The following is a 15,788-nucleotide window of genomic DNA, read 5'->3' as shown; positions in this document are numbered from 1 at the left end:
TCGCTCAATCTTCCTTGTCGCCGTAAAGCTCCAAATACTTCTGCCTGTTCTTCAGAACACTCATCACATAGGCGCGCGTTTCCTCATAAGGTATGGCGGAAACCTCACGAAAATCCATGCCCCAATGATTTTCTTCCATCCAATCGTGCACATTGCCGCGTCCGGCGTTGTACGCTGCCAGAGCCAGCACGTCGTTTCCCTCGAACTCCTTTTCCAGCGAAGCGATGTACCATGTGCCGTACTCGATATTCTTCTGCGGTTCATGCAGTTCGCCCGGATTATACTCCTGATCGTCGATTTGCTCGGAAATCCACAGCGCCGTTTCCGGCATCAGCTGCATCAGGCCGACGGCGCCGCGATGAGATTTCGCCCCGCTTTGAAACTTGCTCTCTGACAAGATCATGCCCGCCACGAGAGAACTGTCCACCTTGTACTTTGCAGCATAATGCTCGACAACCGAGCGATATGGATAGGGGTAGATGTACTGACGCTGCATGGATTCCGACTGCATGGCGAAAAAAAAGGAAAACGCCATGCACAGGATGACAACGCCAAGGAAGAAGGCGGCAAAGCGACGATTCGTCTCCTGCCGTCTCTGCCTGACGCGCCTGTGAAAATCATTGCCCTCCGCCATGCAAGCTCCCTCTTCCCTCTGTGCGGCGCATCTCAAAGCGCCGACAGCCTTTCCCATGCCGCCGCTGTCTGCGCAGCCGTCTCTTGCAGCGTGCCATCGTTCTCGATGATGCAGTCGGCACGCTGCCTCTTCTCCTCCAACGGAAATTGCGAGCGAATCCTTGCCGCCGCTTCCTCCTCGGTATAGCCGTTACGCTTCATCAGACGCGCCAGCTGCGTCTCCTTCGACACAGAAACGAGCCAGATGAAATCTGCCATGCGATTCCAACCTGCCTCAAAGAGCAGCGGCACATCGAGAAAGATGATTTTCGCGCCCTTTTTCTCAAGAGCGGCAATCTTTTTCCTCACGCTTGCAGCAATCAACGGATGCGCCGCCCCATCGATCCAGCGCCGCTCCTCGGGATCGGAAAACACTCGCGCCGCAATCTTTTCACGGCAAAGACTGCCGTCCTCGGCCAAGATCTCTTCACCGAAATGCTCGCGATAGGCATCCCAAAGAGGTTTGTGCGGCTTTGCCAGATCGTGCGCGATCTTATCGATATCAACGACATGTGCGCCAAGCTTCATGAGCTGACGGCTGACCGTGCTCTTGCCACTCGCGATGACGCCGGTCAAGCCGATCAATCTCAGCTTGCCGTCGCGCAGCGCCTGACAATGCGGGCAGAAGCGCGTGCCGCGCCCGCCCACACGAATCTTCTCGATCTTTGTGCCGCAGACGAGGCACGGCTCTCCTTCCCGATGATAGACGCGCAGCTTTTGCTGATGGAAGCCAGACTTGCCCTCGCCGTCCACATAGTCACGAAACGTCGTGCCACCGTCTTCGATGCCTTCGGCGATGACCTTCGTGATCGCCTGCCAAAGACGGAACGCCTCGTCGTGATTCAGCGTATGCGCTCTTCGCAGAGGATGGACGCCTGCAAAGAACAAGGCCTCATCGACATAGATATTGCCAAGTCCCGCCACCTTGCCCTGATCGAGCAAAAAGCTCTTGATGCGCTGACCGCTCTTTTGCATGGCGTCATATAAATACGATGCATCAAATTCCTCGGTCAAAGGCTCCGGGCCCATGCAGGCAAATGCAGGAAATGCTTTCCTTTCCTGCGGCTGCAGTAGATGGATCTCGCCGAATGTCCGAACGTCTTCAAAAAAGAGACAGCTTCCATCGTCCAGATGAAATATAGCTCGCACATGTTTGCTGGGCGGCGTGTCGACATCGCGCCGATAAAAGCGTCCCGTCATGCGCAGATGGAGCAGCAAAGTTTCCCCGCTCTCCAGAAGCAGCATCAGATACTTGCCGCGCCGTTCCAAGCGAAGGATGCGCTGCCCGCGCACACGCGAGCGGAACACCTCGACCTCTGGGGATCTTATCGTTCGCGGCAGAAGCGCATCGACCTCCGTGATGCGCCGTTCCGCCGCAACTTTTTCCAAAGAACGCCGTATGGTTTCAACTTCGGGAAGTTCCGGCATTCATCTCATCCCCTTATTTTGCTGCAGCCCAGTTCTCACCCGTATGAATATCGACCGAAAGCGGCACGGAAAGCTGCACGACATTTTCCATGGCGTCGCGCACAAGCTCCGCAACCTGCTCTTTTTCGTTCTGCATGATTTCGAGCACAAGCTCATCGTGCACCTGCAGCAGGATGCGGCTCTTGAATCCGCCTTCTTGGAGCTTGCGATGTGTCTTGATCATCGCGAGCTTGATGATGTCGGCAGCCGAGCCTTGAATCGGCGTGTTCATCGCCATGCGCTCCGCCAACGTCCGCTGATTGTAATTGGAGCTTTTGATGGCGGGCAGATCACGCCGTCTGCCGAAAAGCGTCGTGACAAAGCCGTCGCTGTGCGCCTTTTCCACAACCCCATCGATAAAACGCTTAATGCCGCTGCACTTTTCAAAGTAATTCGTAATATAGTCGGCTGCCTCCTGCCGCGAGATATGGAGATCTTTGGAAAGTCCATAGTCGCTGATGCCGTAGACGATGCCGAAGTTCACGGCCTTCGCCTTGCGGCGCAAATCCGGCGTGACCGCTTCCATCGGCACGCCGAAGACCTCGGACGCCGTTCGCGCGTGAATATCCTGCCCGTGCAGGAATGCTTCCAGGAAATTCTTATCCTGCGAAAGATGCGCGAGGATGCGCAGCTCAATCTGCGAGTAGTCGGCGGACATAAGGGCGTCATAGCCGTCGCTCGGTTCAAAGAGCGCACGGATCTGCCGTCCCTCTTCCGTACGCACGGGAATGTTCTGCAGATTCGGCTCTGAGCTGCTCAAGCGTCCCGTCGCCGTGACCGTCTGATTGAACCGCGTATGGATGCGCTTCGTGCGCGGAGAAATCAAGCCTTCCATGCTGTCAAGATACGTCGACTGCAGTTTCGTCCAAAAACGATAGGAAAGAATTTTTTCCAGAATCGGATGGTCGAAGCGCATGGCTTCAAGCACCTCGGCATTCGTCGAATACCCAGTCTTCGTCTTCTTCGTTCCCATGGGCGGCTGCAGGTCAAGACGCTCAAACAGGACGGCAGACAACTGCTTGGGCGAATTGATGTTGAACTCGCCCTTCGCCAAATCATAAATCTCCGCTGTCAAGTGGGCAATGTGGGTGGAAATCTCTCGGGATTTTTCATGCAAGGCCGCCCGATCGACATAGATGCCTGCCTGCTCCATCGCGGCGAGCACCTCCACGAGCGGAAACTCCATCGTCTCATAGAGCGAAAGAAGCTGCTGCTCTTCCAAACGCTTCTTCAGCACAGGATAGAGCTTTTCTAGCAGCACCGCGCACCATGCCGCTCCCACAGCTCCTTCCCGTGCAGCTTCCGCAGCATTCACGGAAGGAAGGTATATAGCTGCGAGACTTGCCATATCGTATTGCGAAGCGGCAGGAGCCAGCAAATATTCAGCAAGAGAAATATCGAAACAAGGAGCGAAGTCCATGCCGCAATGAAGGAACGGCTTGTATTCATGGACAATCTTCTGAATGTCCTCTTTTTCGAATAACGACGAGAAACAGGCCAATTCCGCCGCTTCAGCGAGCAGAACCTCGCCCCCCGCGCATAAGACGAGATGCGTCGCCTTCATGTCAGGAACTTTTCCCTCGAAGCAGGCGGCAATCGAAAAGAAGCCTTGTTCTTCCGCTTTTTCTGCAAAGGCTTTTTTGGCCTCTTCATCATCCATCGTATGCAGGGAAAGCTCCGGCGCAGCTTCTTCCCGCACTCCGTCTGCCGCAGCGAAGGAGGCGAACGCGGTCGCCAAAGATTTCATCTCGTACCGTTGGAAAAAAGCCTGCAATTCATCTCCCTTAGGTTTCATCACATACGAATTGGGGGTAAATTCCAAAGGCATGTCGCAGCGAATCGTCGCCAAGTCTTTGGACAGAACGGCCTTTTCCTTATTCGATGCGAGATTTTCTTTGAGCTTCTTGCCCGAGATTTCCGTCAAGCGTTCGTAGACGCCTTCCAAGGAGCCACAGTCGACGAGGAGCTTCTTCGCCGTCTTCGGGCCGATGCCCGGAACGCCCGGGATGTTGTCAGAAGCATCCCCCATCAATCCCTTCATATCAATGAGTCCCTTTGGAGGGAAGCCGTACTCTTCCAAGAACAGCTTTTCATCGTAAAGCAAAAGATCCGTCATGCCCTTGCGCGTAAAGAGCACGCGGATATTTTCCCGCACGAGCTGCAAGGCGTCGCGGTCGCCCGTCACGACGAGGACGTCCACATCTTCCCGCGCTGCTTTCACGGCGAGCGTTCCCAAGATGTCGTCAGCTTCATATCCCGCCTCTTCGATCAATGGCACGCCCAATGCGGCAAGAAATTCGTGCAGCATGGGAATCTGGCTTGAAAGCTCGGGCGGCGTAGGCTTGCGCGTCCCTTTGTACGCCGCAAACATCTCATTGCGGAAGGTCTTCTTCCCCTTATCAAAAGCGACGGCAAGATAGTCAGGCGCATATTCGTTCAGCAGCTTCTGCAGCATATTCGCAAAGCCGTATACCGCATTCGTGTACGCGCCCTCCGCCGTCTGCAAAAGCGGCAGTGCATAAAATGCACGGTAAAGAAGACTGCTGCCGTCGACAAGGATAAATCGTTTGCTCAACAATGCTCACCTCATTGCAAATCGCGGCGGATTTTTTCGATGGCTTCTCGAATAGGGAGTCATTTTTTTGCAGAATCCATCGCATCCGCCTGTCCTTCGCGATAGATTCGCGTCGTTCTCGCCGCGACAGGACGGCGATCCTGCGTTTTAGCGCTTTCCACCGTTTCCTCGCCGCTCTTTGCCGTGCTTTTTTCTGCACCGCTCTTCATCAGCTCGTGCTCAACGTTGTCCTTCGTCTCGACGGCTTCCTCCTTCGTCGAAGCGACGGGCGTCTCCTTTATAGATGTCAGCTCGTAGACGCCGTGCTTACTCAAACCGCCCTGCAGGTGAAACAATACGCCTGCATCTTCCGCATTAAAGAAAAGCGACCCTTTCTTGTCGTAGCCGATCGCCTTGCCGTACTTCGTCCCCAACGTGGCAGACTTGGAATCCCAGGTCACAAGCACCTTGAGCCGTTCGGCAATCTTGTCTGCTGGAAGATATACGATGTCGTCCTTGATCAGAGTTTTGTCGCTCATCGGCTTTCCGTTGACGGACAGATTGTATACCCTGGCGACGTATGTGGGCTGACCGTCAGACAGTTCGATCTTCCGCTCGATTTCCTCGTCGGATTCAAACTTATCCACACCGTAGCCCGCAAGCCACTTCGCTACTGTCTCAACATCGAGCGGCTGATATCCATAACCATCGGGATAGATATAGTAGACGATCATGTTGTCCTTAATCTTGTCAATGACAATGCGCTGATACATGATTTCCACGGGCGTGCCAACGCTCGCATAATCATAGACCTCCTCGACATCGGCCTCCTTCATGCGGATGCAGCCATTGGAGACGTAGCTGCCGATGGATTCGGGATGATTTGTGCCGTGGATGCCATAGTTTCCCCAGACCTGCATCCAACGATAGCCGAGAGGATTGCTCTCCCCCGAAGGGATTGTGTTCCCTGAATCGCCAGGATCGACCCAAGTAGGATTTTCCTCCTTTGTCAAGACGGAAAAATAACCGACAGGCGTCGGTGTAGAAAACTTTCCCAATCCCACGGGATAGAGGCGGATCTTTTCATTGTTCTTGTAAACACCCAAGGAGCGTGCGGCCACATTGATGATGATCTTGTAGGGATCTTCCGTCTTTTCGGCAGCGGTAGATTTTCCTTCCGGCGCATGCACTTTCTCAGGCTTCGGGCTCTCGGCCGAAATATCCTTGACCCATGCGCCGTAGGAAGAGCCTTGCTCCTTCTCCGTCGCCTCAGCCCATCCGGACAAGCCGGCAAACATCGAAAGACAGACAAAAAAAGTCGCGATTTGCTTAAACATTATTGCATCGTCCTTTTCTTCAAAATTGCTTTCATAAAAGATGCTTTCATTATAGCACAACCGCGCCCTATTTTCACTGCCACTGGAAAAAGCTTTACACAATAGCAGATAAATTTTTCTTCGGTAAGCTACACGCACAAACGTCCACTTTGTGGACATTGTGCGCCGCCCTTACAGAAGCCTGGTCAATCGGTCTGCGCCTGCGGCTTGACCTCTTGGGGCTTCATGGTAACCTACACGCACAAACGTCCACTTTGTGGACATTGTGCGCCGCCCTTACAGAAAGTTACCCAATCAATCTGCGCCCTTTGGGCTTGACTTCTTGGACTTTCATGGTAAGAAATGATACGACATTTCTTCCGTAAATGGTATATCATATAATTTGTTGATTAGTTTATCAGTTTTTACGGAGGTATGAGCAATGAGTGCATTTTTAGGGCCGATTCATTTCCGCATGTATAAGAAAATCCAGTCGCAGGAAAAGCTGACGAAGAGGATTGCCAATCTCGCCGTTGAAAAAGGCTGGCTGAGCGCAGAAGAGGCGGCAACCTATGTAAAGGAAGAGTCGCGGCCGCTCGAAACGATCATCGATCTGGCAAACATCCACAGCTGGCTGCTGGGCAAAATCGAGGATGCCGAATCCCGTTATGCCGCTATTGTTACGAAGCTTTTGAAGCAAGACACAGAACGCTTGGAGGAGATGAAGCGAGCCGCCTTCGCCTTTGGGGCTGAAACCGCTGTGGAAGAGTCGCGGCCGAGCGCCTTGTTCAATGCTATGGACAGCCTCATGCTCGACGGCATGCCGTGCGACGGCGCCTGCATGGTCATAGATTCGTCCGACGGAAGCTTCACATGGGAACTGCGCCTCGATGTGCACCGTGCTTTCTGGCGAGAAGCTGGCGGCGACCCTGCCAATTACTTCACATTGCGCGATGAAGTCGTTGCGGGCTTCCTTTCAAAATCCGGCAAGTGCGTCGTGACAGAAGATGGGCACACCTATCGCTTCTCCGCCAAATAAGTCAGCTTTACAATCAATCAAAATGATGTATAATATAAGGTATAATTATAGAAAGAGGTGACTTATTTTGACAGAGCAGGAACTGGAGAAGCTGGTCGAAGCGAAATTCGCTGAAGCGGACAAGGCCTTCGAGGATCGTCCGAAGAAGTTCTTCATCACGCAGAACGGCCGCGGTGTCGTCGACGGCGGCGAGCTCTACAACAAGGTCTACACCGACGTGTTGCGCGTCGCGCAGCAAGCTTGCACGGCGATCTTGAAGGAAGCGCTCAAAAAATAAGCCGAACATAAAAAATCCCCATGCTCCTGCATGGGGATTTTTTATATCTTGCGGCTTGCGGCTGGCTGCCTACTTGCTCTTCTCTTCCTTCTTGACCACCGTCGAACGCACATAAAGCTCTCGCAGCTGCTTGGCGTCGACCTCGGACGGCGCGTGCGACATCACGTCCGAAGCGCTCTGCGTCTTGGGGAACGCGATGACGTCGCGGATCGAGCGGCGCTTCGCCATGAGCATAACGAGGCGGTCGAGACCGAAAGCGATGCCGCCGTGCGGCGGCGTGCCGTACTCGAAGGCGTCCATCATGAAGCCGAACTTTTGACGCGCCTCTTCCTGCGTGAGCCCGATGGCTTCGAAGACCTTCTCCTGCAAATCGCCCTGATAGATGCGCAGGCTGCCGCCGCCGATCTCGACGCCGTTCAGAACCATGTCATAAGCGTTCGCCTTGACCCTTCCGGGGTCGGACATCAAGTACTCGACATCCTCGCGGCGCGGTGCCGTGAACGGATGGTGCATGGCCTTCCAGCGCTTCTCTTCCTCGTTGTATTCAAACATTGGGAAGTCCGTGACCCAGAGGAATTTCAGCGCATCGGCATCGATGAGGCCGCGACGGCGTGCCATCTCAAGGCGCAGTTCGCCGAGCGCCTGTGCGACGACGAGGGGCTTGTCCGCGATGACGAGCAGGAGATCGCCCGTCTTGGCATGGCAGGCCTCCTTGATCTTCTCGAAGACTTCATCGGCGTAGAACTTCTTGAACGGCGACTTCACGCCCTCTTCCGTGTACTGAATCCACGCGAGACCCTTCGCGCCGTAGCCCTGCACATACTGCACGAGACCGTCCAGCTCGCGGCGCGGGATATTCGCATAGTCCTCGACATTGATGACCTTGACCTGTCCGCCGTTTTCGAGGACAGAGGAGAAGACCTTGAAGTCCGAACCCTTGACGTACTCCGAGATGTCCATGAGCTCCATGCCGAAGCGAAGATCGGGCTTATCCGAGCCGAACCGCTCCATCGCCTCGTCCCACTTCATGCGCAAAAACGGCGTTTCGAGCTTGATGCCGAGCGTCTTGTCGAAAAGCTCCGCGACGAGGCCCTCCATCAGCTCTAAGATGTCGTTCTCGTCAAGGAAGGACGTCTCGATATCGAGCTGCGTGAACTCAGGCTGACGGTCGGCACGCAGATCCTCATCGCGGAAGCAGCGCACGATCTGGAAATACTTCTCGAAGCCTGCGACCATGAGAATCTGCTTGAAGATCTGCGGCGACTGCGGCAGTGCGTAGAACTTGCCGGGATTCAGACGGCTCGGCACAAGGAAGTCGCGTGCGCCCTCGGGCGTGCTCTTGCAGAGCATCGGCGTCTCAATCTCGATGAATTCATGACGGTCGAGGAAGTCGCGCATGATCTTCGTCACGCGGTGACGCAGCATGAGATTCGCCTGCATCTCGGGGCGGCGCAGATCAAGATAGCGATACTTGAGGCGCAGCGTCTCGTCGACATCGATGTTGTCCTGGATGTAGAAGGGCGGCGTCTTCGCCGTATTCAGGATGCGCAGCTCCTCACAGACGACCTCGATCTTGCCCGTCTCGATATGCGGATTGACCGTATCCTCCGAGCGCGCGCGCACCTTGCCGCGCACGCCGATGACGAACTCGTTGCGCAGGGTTTCCGCCTTGTGGAACGCTTCCTTGCCCATCGCCGCCTCATCGTAGACGACCTGCACGAACCCCGAACGGTCACGCATATCGACAAAGATCAGACCGCCGTGATCCCTTCTCCTCGATACCCAGCCCGAGAGCACGACCTCGGCGCCAACATCGCCCTCACGCAGCTCGCCGCAGTGACGCGTCCTCTTCATGCCTTCCAATGTTTCCATCAATTCTTCACCTCAACACATAATGCAGGAACAAAATCCTTCAGGGCGAGCTTCTTCTGCTCGCTCGTCTTCATATCCTTCAAGAGGGCAGAAGCCTCCTTGACCTCATCTTCACCCAAGATCGCCACAAAGCGGGCATTCTTCTTGTTTGCCTGCTTCATCTGTGCCTTCATGCTGCGCCCTGCGAAGTCCATGGCAGCGGAGAATTTAGCCGCGCGAAGCTCGTGCAAGAGCCTGAAGGCAGGAATTCTCGCCTCCTCGCCCAAGGCGACGACGAAGACATCGACCGCTTCTCGCTCCTCAGGCAAAAGCCCCTGTTTTTCGAGCGCGAGCAGCACGCGCTCAAGCCCCACGGCAAAGCCGATCCCAGGCGTCGGCGGACCGCCGACCTCCTCGACGAGTCCGTCGTAGCGCCCGCCGCCCGCCACGGCACTCTGCGCACCGAGCGGCGTGTACTTGACCTCGAAAGCCGTCTTCGTATAGTAGTCGAGGCCACGCACGAGATTCGCATCAAGCTCGAAGGGAACACCCGCTGCCGTAAGATACGACTTCACCTCAGCGAAATGCGTGCGGCACTCGTCACAAAGGCAGTCCGTGATGCGCGGCGCATCCTCAGCGAGTGCATGGCAATGCTCGTTCTTGCAGTCGAGGAGGCGCAGCGGATTGCGCTCGAAACGCGAGCGGCAGTCCGTGCAAAGCTCTTCGAGATGCGGGCGGAAGAACTCCTGCAGTTTCTCGCGATAGACGGGACGACACTTGGGACATCCGACGGAATTGAGATGCAATTTTAGCTCCTGCAAGCCGAGAGCGCGCAAGAATTCGACGGCAAGCACGATGATTTCCGCATCGACTGCAGGACTTGCCTCGCCCAAAGCCTCCACGCCGAACTGGTGGAACTCGCGGTAGCGTCCCGCCTGCGGACGATCATAGCGGAACATCGAGCCGATGTAGAAGAGCTTCACGAGAGCGTCCGCCGCATAGAGCTTGTTCTGCAGGTACGAGCGCACGACAGAAGCCGTATTTTCGGGCCGCAGCGTAAGGCTGCGCTCGCCTCGATCGGTGAACGTGTACATCTCCTTTTCCACGACGTCGGTCGTCTCGCCGATGCCGCGCAGGAAAAGCTCCGTATGCTCGAAAATCGGCGTGCGGATTTCATGGTAACCGTATCGCGCACATAGCTCGCGGATCACCTTCTCCACATGCGTCCATTGTGCGACCGTATCGGGCAAAATATCCTTCGTGCCGCGCGGTCCGTTGATCAACACGTTTCTTCCTCCTCCTCATCTCCGTAGGCCTCCGCTAAAAGAGCGGATCGCTTCGCGATATAATCGTCGATATCGCGCACATAAGTATGAAAATCCTTGGCGTTGAACGACGCCTTGAGCCTCTTCGTGCGGAAATTCATGATCTTGCTCGTCGCAGCGCAGCCGATGCCTAGGATCGTCTGATGCTCGTCCATGATCTGCATATTGTACATGCTCTCAGCGCCCGGACGCGCGCAGCCGACATTTTCCATCTGCCCGCTCATATAGCCCTGCCGATAGAGATAGTACGGCAAAAAACCCTCGTCCTGCACCTGATCCATCGCCGTCCGAAACATCGCCTGCACCTCGGCGTCATTTGGAAGCTCATATTCTTCCAAGTGCATCTTGAGCTTCGAGCCGCGCTTCAAGGCGAGCGAGTGAAGCGTCACGTCGTCGGGAGCGAGCGCGAGAACCTTCGCCATCGTATCGGCAACATCCGAGCACGTCTCCCCCGGCAAGCCGAGGATGACGTCCATGTTGATGGAAAAATCGCCCGTCTCGCGCAGCAGGCGGAACATGCGGACGATGTCTTCAGGCGTATGCGCCCTGCCGATGCGCTCCAATGTACGTTGCTGCATCGTCTGCGGATTCACGCTGACGCGGCTCACGCGATGCTTCTTCATTGAAAGCGCCTTTTCTGGCGTCATCGTATCGGGACGCCCCGCCTCCACCGTAAATTCGCCCGTATGCTCGCCATAGAAAGCTCCCTCGACGAGGGAAAGCATACGCTCGAAATCGGCATTGCTGAGACTCGTCGGCGTACCGCCGCCGATATAGATACTCTGCACCTTCAGGCGATGACGCTCGATCTCACGCTTTGCCGCTGTGAGATCCTTGTCCCATGCGCTAAAAAAAGCGCTGAGCTGCTCATCATTCGGCAGGATGTAGGCGGGAAACGAGCAGTAAAGGCAGCGCGAGCGACAGAACGGTATGCCGACGTAGACGCTGATCGTCCGCTCGTCCGACGTCTGCAGGAACGGTCTCTGGCGAAACGCCATCGCCGTCATGTACGAAGCCTTCTCTAACGAAACCTCGTAGTCCTCCAAAAGGCGCGCGACGATCTCCTCGCGCGAAAGTCCCACTTCGATGAAGCGATGCACGATCTTCGTCGGGCGGACGCCGTGCAGAATACCCCATGCCGCCGCAGGCATATCGAAATGCGTACGAAAGAGACGGTAGAGGTTGAGCTTGACGAGGCGATGGACAGCCGCCATCGCCTTTTCGCCCTGCCTTGCGGCGCCCTCTATAGAAAAGCGCCGTTCCTCCCCCGTCTCCTCTACAGCAAGAAGTTCTGTATGAACTGCAGGCACAGGATCCATGGCAATCTCATGCCGCACGGACAATACGGCAAAATCCGCCTGTTCCTCGCCGCACTCCTCTTCAAGACCCAACACCCGAATCTTGAAGAGCTCCAAAAGCTCGCGCACGAGCTTGACGATGACCTCCTCTTTTCGGTCGAGCAAGAAACGTCGAACAATCAATGCTTGCGGCACTCCTTGCAGTAACCGAACAGCTTGACTTGATGATCCTCGATCTGGAAGTCGCATTCATCGGCAACCTTCTTCTCAAGATTCTCCAGAAGATCCTCAGAAAACTCGGTGACCTTGCCGCAGCTCAGGCAAATCAAGTGATGATGCTGATGCTCGCCGGGATTGAGATCCGAGATCTCGTAGCGGCTGCAGCCGTCGCCGAATTCCATCTTCTGCAGAAGCCCCAGCTCGACGAGAAGCTCCAAACTGCGATAGACAGTAGCCAAGCCGATTTCCGAATGATTGGCGCGCAAGATCATGTGTACGTCCTCCGCGCTGATATGCTGGCCAGGACGATCCATGAAAACCTGCAGAACAATCTGCCGCTGCGGCGTCATTTTATGCTGACGTTCCTGCAGCCTCTTCCTCAGATCCTCCATTGTTATTTTAGCCATGACCATACTCCTTTACGATTTGTTGCAAACTACACGCACAAACGTCCACTTCGTGGACATTGTGCGTCGCCCTTACAGAAACCCAGCCAATCAGTCTACGCCCTTCGGGCTTGACTTCTTGGGGTTTCATGGTAAACTACACGCACAAACGTCCGCTTTGTAGACATTGTGCGTCGCCCTTAATGAAAAATGAGCAGACATTGAAAGTATCTGCCAATTCAAAGTCTTTATAAGCTATTGTAGCAAAAAGTATCAAAGAATACAAACATTTATTCAATCAGTTCAAACTTCGCAGAAAAGGTTCGTTGTAAAATAAAATCAGACCCTAAAAGAACAGGAATTAATGAGAAGCAAAATTCGGTAGCAAGACGCCTCATGCCCCTTGATTCTACATGAAACCAAAGCCATTGATATAGGGATTGCACTTTCTCTCATGCCCGATCGTCGTCGCAGGACCGTGCCCGCAGTATACAGCAAGCTCGTCGGGCAGAGTCATGAGCTTTTCTTTAATGGAAGTTAGGAGATCTTGGGAGGAAGCACCGGGAAAATCCGTCCTGCCGACGGATTCAGCAAACAGCGTGTCGCCGCTGAAAATGCGATCCTCCATGAGGTAGCAGACGCCGCCCGGGGAATGTCCGGGCGTATGAAGCACGGTGAACTTCATGCCGCCGATCTCCAAGACCTCGCCGCCTTTCAAAAGAGTATCGGCGGGGCGCGTCATGATCGGCACGCCCATAAAGGCGGACAAGTTCTTCCGCGCATCGAGGAGCATCGGCGCATCAGCCTCATGGAGATAAAGCTTAGCGCCCGTTTTCTCGCGTAGAAAGTCGATGGCGCCAATATGGTCGGCATGAGCATGCGTGTTGAGAATCGCCTTGAGGTTCAGCCCAACTTCTTGGATATACTGCCATATAGTTTCTTCGCTGCCACCCGGGTCGATCGCTATCGCCTCTTTACTTCCTTCTTCATGCAAAATATAGCAGTTGACGCCAAGCGCCCCTACCACGAGCGCCTTCATGTTCAAACTCATAATTCATCATCCCTTGCTGACGTGCCCAGAGAGCGCGATACGCTATAGACATCCTTCATGCGGCGAATCTTCGTCATGATCTGCGCCACCTGCTGCGAGTTTCGCACATCAAGCCCCATCGTGACGAGCGATGTCTTGTTCGACTTATTCGCCTTCGCCGTGAGCGAAGTGATGTTGACCTTCATCTCAGCTGGCAGGGCGAAAAGTTCTGCGAGCATTCCTGTCTTATCGTTGCAGACAACCTCAATCTGCACCGTATACACCTTGTCAAGACCGACATCCCAGTTGACTTCGATGACGCGCGAGAAATCCATATCGTTCAAGAGATTTGGGCAATCCGAACGATGCACGGAAACGCCGCGCCCGCGCGTGATGTAGCCCGTGATTGGATCGCCTGGGATCGGATTGCAGCAGCGGGCCAGACGCACGAGGAAGCCGCCCTCCCCTTCCACGAGGATACCGTGGCTCGCCTTCTTCTTGCGGTTTTTCAGCGGCTGCTTTAGTTCGCTGAGCATTTGGGAAATATCGGGCGTCGTCGCCTTCTGCAGATCCTGCTTGTGCATCTCAATGAGCTTCGAGAGGATGCTGTTGACCGTTATGCCGCCGTAACCGATGGCGGCGAGAAGATCGTTCACCTGCGGAATATTGAGCTTCTTCGCCAAAAGTTCGAGGCGCTTGGGCTTCAGCACCTCTTTCGGCGCATAGCCGAGATGCTTGGCCTCCTTCTCCATCAAGTCCATGCCGCGCGCGATATTTTCTTCCTTACGCTGCTTCTTGAACCACGAGCGTATCTTCGTGCGCGTCTCCGAAGACGCGACGATGTTGAGCCAGTCACGGCTCGGTCCACTGTTCGACTTGTTCGTGATGATGGAAACGATGTCGCCGTTCTTCAGCTTATACTCCAACGGCACAATCTTGCCGTTGACCTTAGCGCCCACGCAGTGATGCCCGACTTCCGTATGGATGCGGTAGGCGAAATCTATGGGAATCGATCCCTTGGGCAGATCGACGACATCGCCCTTAGGAGTGAAGACGAAGACCTCGTCGGAAAAAACGTCGACCTTCAAAGCCTCGAAGTATTCTCGCGGGTCGTCCAGTTCATGCTGCAGGCTCACCATCTGGCGCAGCCACGACATTTTCTGATCGTATTCGCGCGTCGCGCCGACGCTCTTGCCCGCTTCCTTGTACTTCCAATGCGCGGCAACACCGTATTCCGAAACCTTGTGCATGGCAAACGTGCGGATCTGAATCTCAAGCGGATAGCCGCGGCAGATTACGGTCGTGTGCAGGGACTGGTAGCCGTTCGATTTCGGCATGGCAATGTAGTCTTTGAAGCGACCAGGCAGCGGCTTCCACATCGCATGGATGATGCCGAGCACGCCATAGCAGTCCTTGACGGAGTCGACGAGCACGCGTAGCGCCGACAGATCGTAGATCTCGCTGATGTCCTTCTGATCGCGCTTCATCTTCTTGTAGATGCTGTAGAAATGCTTGGCACGACCCTGGATTTCTGCCGTTATATGCGCCTCTTCAAGCTTTTCCACGATTTGCTCGTGCGCCTCGTCGATGAATGCCTGACGCTCCTGGCGCTTCTGCTTGACGCTCTCGACGAGATCGTAGTACGCCTTGGGATCGAGATAGCGCAGGCACAGATCCTCAAGTTCCCACTTAACGTTCGATATGCCGAGGCGATTCGCGAGCGGCGCGTAGATCTCGATGGTCTCCCGCGCGATGCGCTTCTGCTTGTCCTCGCGCATGTACTTGAGCGTGCGCATATTATGCAGGCGGTCAGCGAGCTTGATCATGATGACGCGGATGTCCTTCGCCATCGCGAGAAACATCTTGCGATAGCTTTCGAGCTGCTGCTCTTCCTTCGACTTGTACTGAATCCTGCCGAGCTTCGTCACGCCGTCGATGAGCATCGCGACCTCATCGCCGAAGCGCTCGCGCATTTCGTCGAGCGTATGCGTCGTATCTTCCACGACATCATGCAGGATGGCGGCGCTGATCGTGATGTCGTCGATCTGCAGATCCGTCAAAATCTTCGCGACGGCCAGCGGATGGATGATGTAGTCTTCACCCGAAACGCGCTTCTGTCCCTTGTGTGCGGCATCCGCAAGTTTGTACGCCCTTCGGATGAGGTCGGTGTCCGCATTCGGCTGATAGCTCTTGACCGCTTCCAAGATCATATCGATCGTTACGGGACTCATTTCACTCATTCCAATCCACCCGGCTTTCCTCGGCATTCTACGGGCAGCGATCCATTCTCGCCCGCTCTAATCTCATATTATACATTATACACCATCGCGCAAGGCTTGAACAAAGCGCGATAT

At 55.0% G+C, this 15,788-nt stretch carries 12 protein-coding genes; 2 read left to right on the top strand and 10 right to left on the bottom strand.

Annotated features, from left to right (window positions below; genetic code table 11):
• Nucleotides 1-4 precede the first annotated feature (4 nt).
• From RWS31_RS08530 to RWS31_RS08515, 4 genes are read right to left on the bottom strand one after another with little or no spacing between them, the layout of a single operon-like run.
• On the bottom strand, nt 5-634 hold the full coding sequence (locus RWS31_RS08530) for a lytic transglycosylase domain-containing protein (RefSeq protein WP_294175302.1): 630 nt from the start codon (nt 632-634) through the stop codon (nt 5-7).
• Nucleotides 635-666: 32 nt separating this feature from the next.
• Entirely contained in the window at nt 667-2,100 is a 1,434-nt protein-coding gene (mutM, locus tag RWS31_RS08525) for a bifunctional DNA-formamidopyrimidine glycosylase/DNA-(apurinic or apyrimidinic site) lyase (RefSeq protein ID WP_314597531.1), read from the bottom strand.
• A 13-nt stretch (nt 2,101-2,113) separates the two neighbouring features.
• A complete protein-coding gene (gene polA, locus RWS31_RS08520; RefSeq protein ID WP_314597529.1) occupies nt 2,114-4,717 on the bottom strand; it encodes a DNA polymerase I in 2,604 nt (867 codons plus the stop codon).
• Nucleotides 4,718-4,773: 56 nt separating this feature from the next.
• Nucleotides 4,774-6,030, bottom strand: a complete 1,257-nt coding sequence (locus RWS31_RS08515) for a L,D-transpeptidase (protein WP_314597528.1) — start codon at nt 6,028-6,030, stop codon at nt 4,774-4,776.
• Nucleotides 6,031-6,451: 421 nt separating this feature from the next.
• Between RWS31_RS08515 and RWS31_RS08510 the strand changes: the two genes are divergently transcribed.
• Nucleotides 6,452-7,048, top strand: coding sequence for a hypothetical protein (locus RWS31_RS08510; protein WP_314597527.1), 597 nt, complete (start codon nt 6,452-6,454; stop codon nt 7,046-7,048).
• Between the two features lie 67 nt (nt 7,049-7,115).
• Entirely contained in the window at nt 7,116-7,325 is a 210-nt protein-coding gene (locus RWS31_RS08505) for a hypothetical protein (RefSeq protein WP_006192860.1), read from the top strand.
• Nucleotides 7,326-7,394: 69 nt separating this feature from the next.
• Here the strand turns inward: RWS31_RS08505 and aspS are convergent, their stop codons facing one another.
• The 6 genes from aspS to RWS31_RS08475 form a co-directional block, all read right to left on the bottom strand.
• Entirely contained in the window at nt 7,395-9,197 is a 1,803-nt protein-coding gene (aspS, locus tag RWS31_RS08500; RefSeq protein WP_314597526.1) for an aspartate--tRNA ligase, read from the bottom strand.
• On the bottom strand, nt 9,197-10,462 hold the full coding sequence (hisS, locus tag RWS31_RS08495; protein WP_314597524.1) for a histidine--tRNA ligase: 1,266 nt from the start codon (nt 10,460-10,462) through the stop codon (nt 9,197-9,199). Before hisS ends, aspS begins: the two co-directional genes overlap by 1 nt.
• Entirely contained in the window at nt 10,456-11,982 is a 1,527-nt protein-coding gene (hemZ, locus tag RWS31_RS08490; RefSeq protein ID WP_314597522.1) for a coproporphyrinogen dehydrogenase HemZ, read from the bottom strand. The genes hisS and hemZ overlap by 7 nt, the downstream gene beginning before the upstream one ends.
• On the bottom strand, nt 11,979-12,425 hold the full coding sequence (locus RWS31_RS08485; RefSeq protein ID WP_006192969.1) for a Fur family transcriptional regulator: 447 nt from the start codon (nt 12,423-12,425) through the stop codon (nt 11,979-11,981). Before RWS31_RS08485 ends, hemZ begins: the two co-directional genes overlap by 4 nt.
• A 388-nt stretch (nt 12,426-12,813) precedes the next feature.
• A complete protein-coding gene (locus tag RWS31_RS08480) occupies nt 12,814-13,455 on the bottom strand; it encodes an MBL fold metallo-hydrolase (RefSeq protein ID WP_314597521.1) in 642 nt (213 codons plus the stop codon).
• A complete protein-coding gene (locus RWS31_RS08475) occupies nt 13,452-15,674 on the bottom strand; it encodes a bifunctional (p)ppGpp synthetase/guanosine-3',5'-bis(diphosphate) 3'-pyrophosphohydrolase (protein WP_314597519.1) in 2,223 nt (740 codons plus the stop codon). Before RWS31_RS08475 ends, RWS31_RS08480 begins: the two co-directional genes overlap by 4 nt.
• Between the last annotated feature and the right edge of the window lie 114 nt (nt 15,675-15,788).

The organism is uncultured Selenomonas sp. (genome assembly GCF_963528755.1).
In the GTDB taxonomy this organism is placed as follows: domain Bacteria; phylum Bacillota; class Negativicutes; order Selenomonadales; family Selenomonadaceae; genus Selenomonas.
Note: the sequence above shows the minus strand (reverse complement) of the source record. Positions and strands in the feature narration are given on the sequence as shown.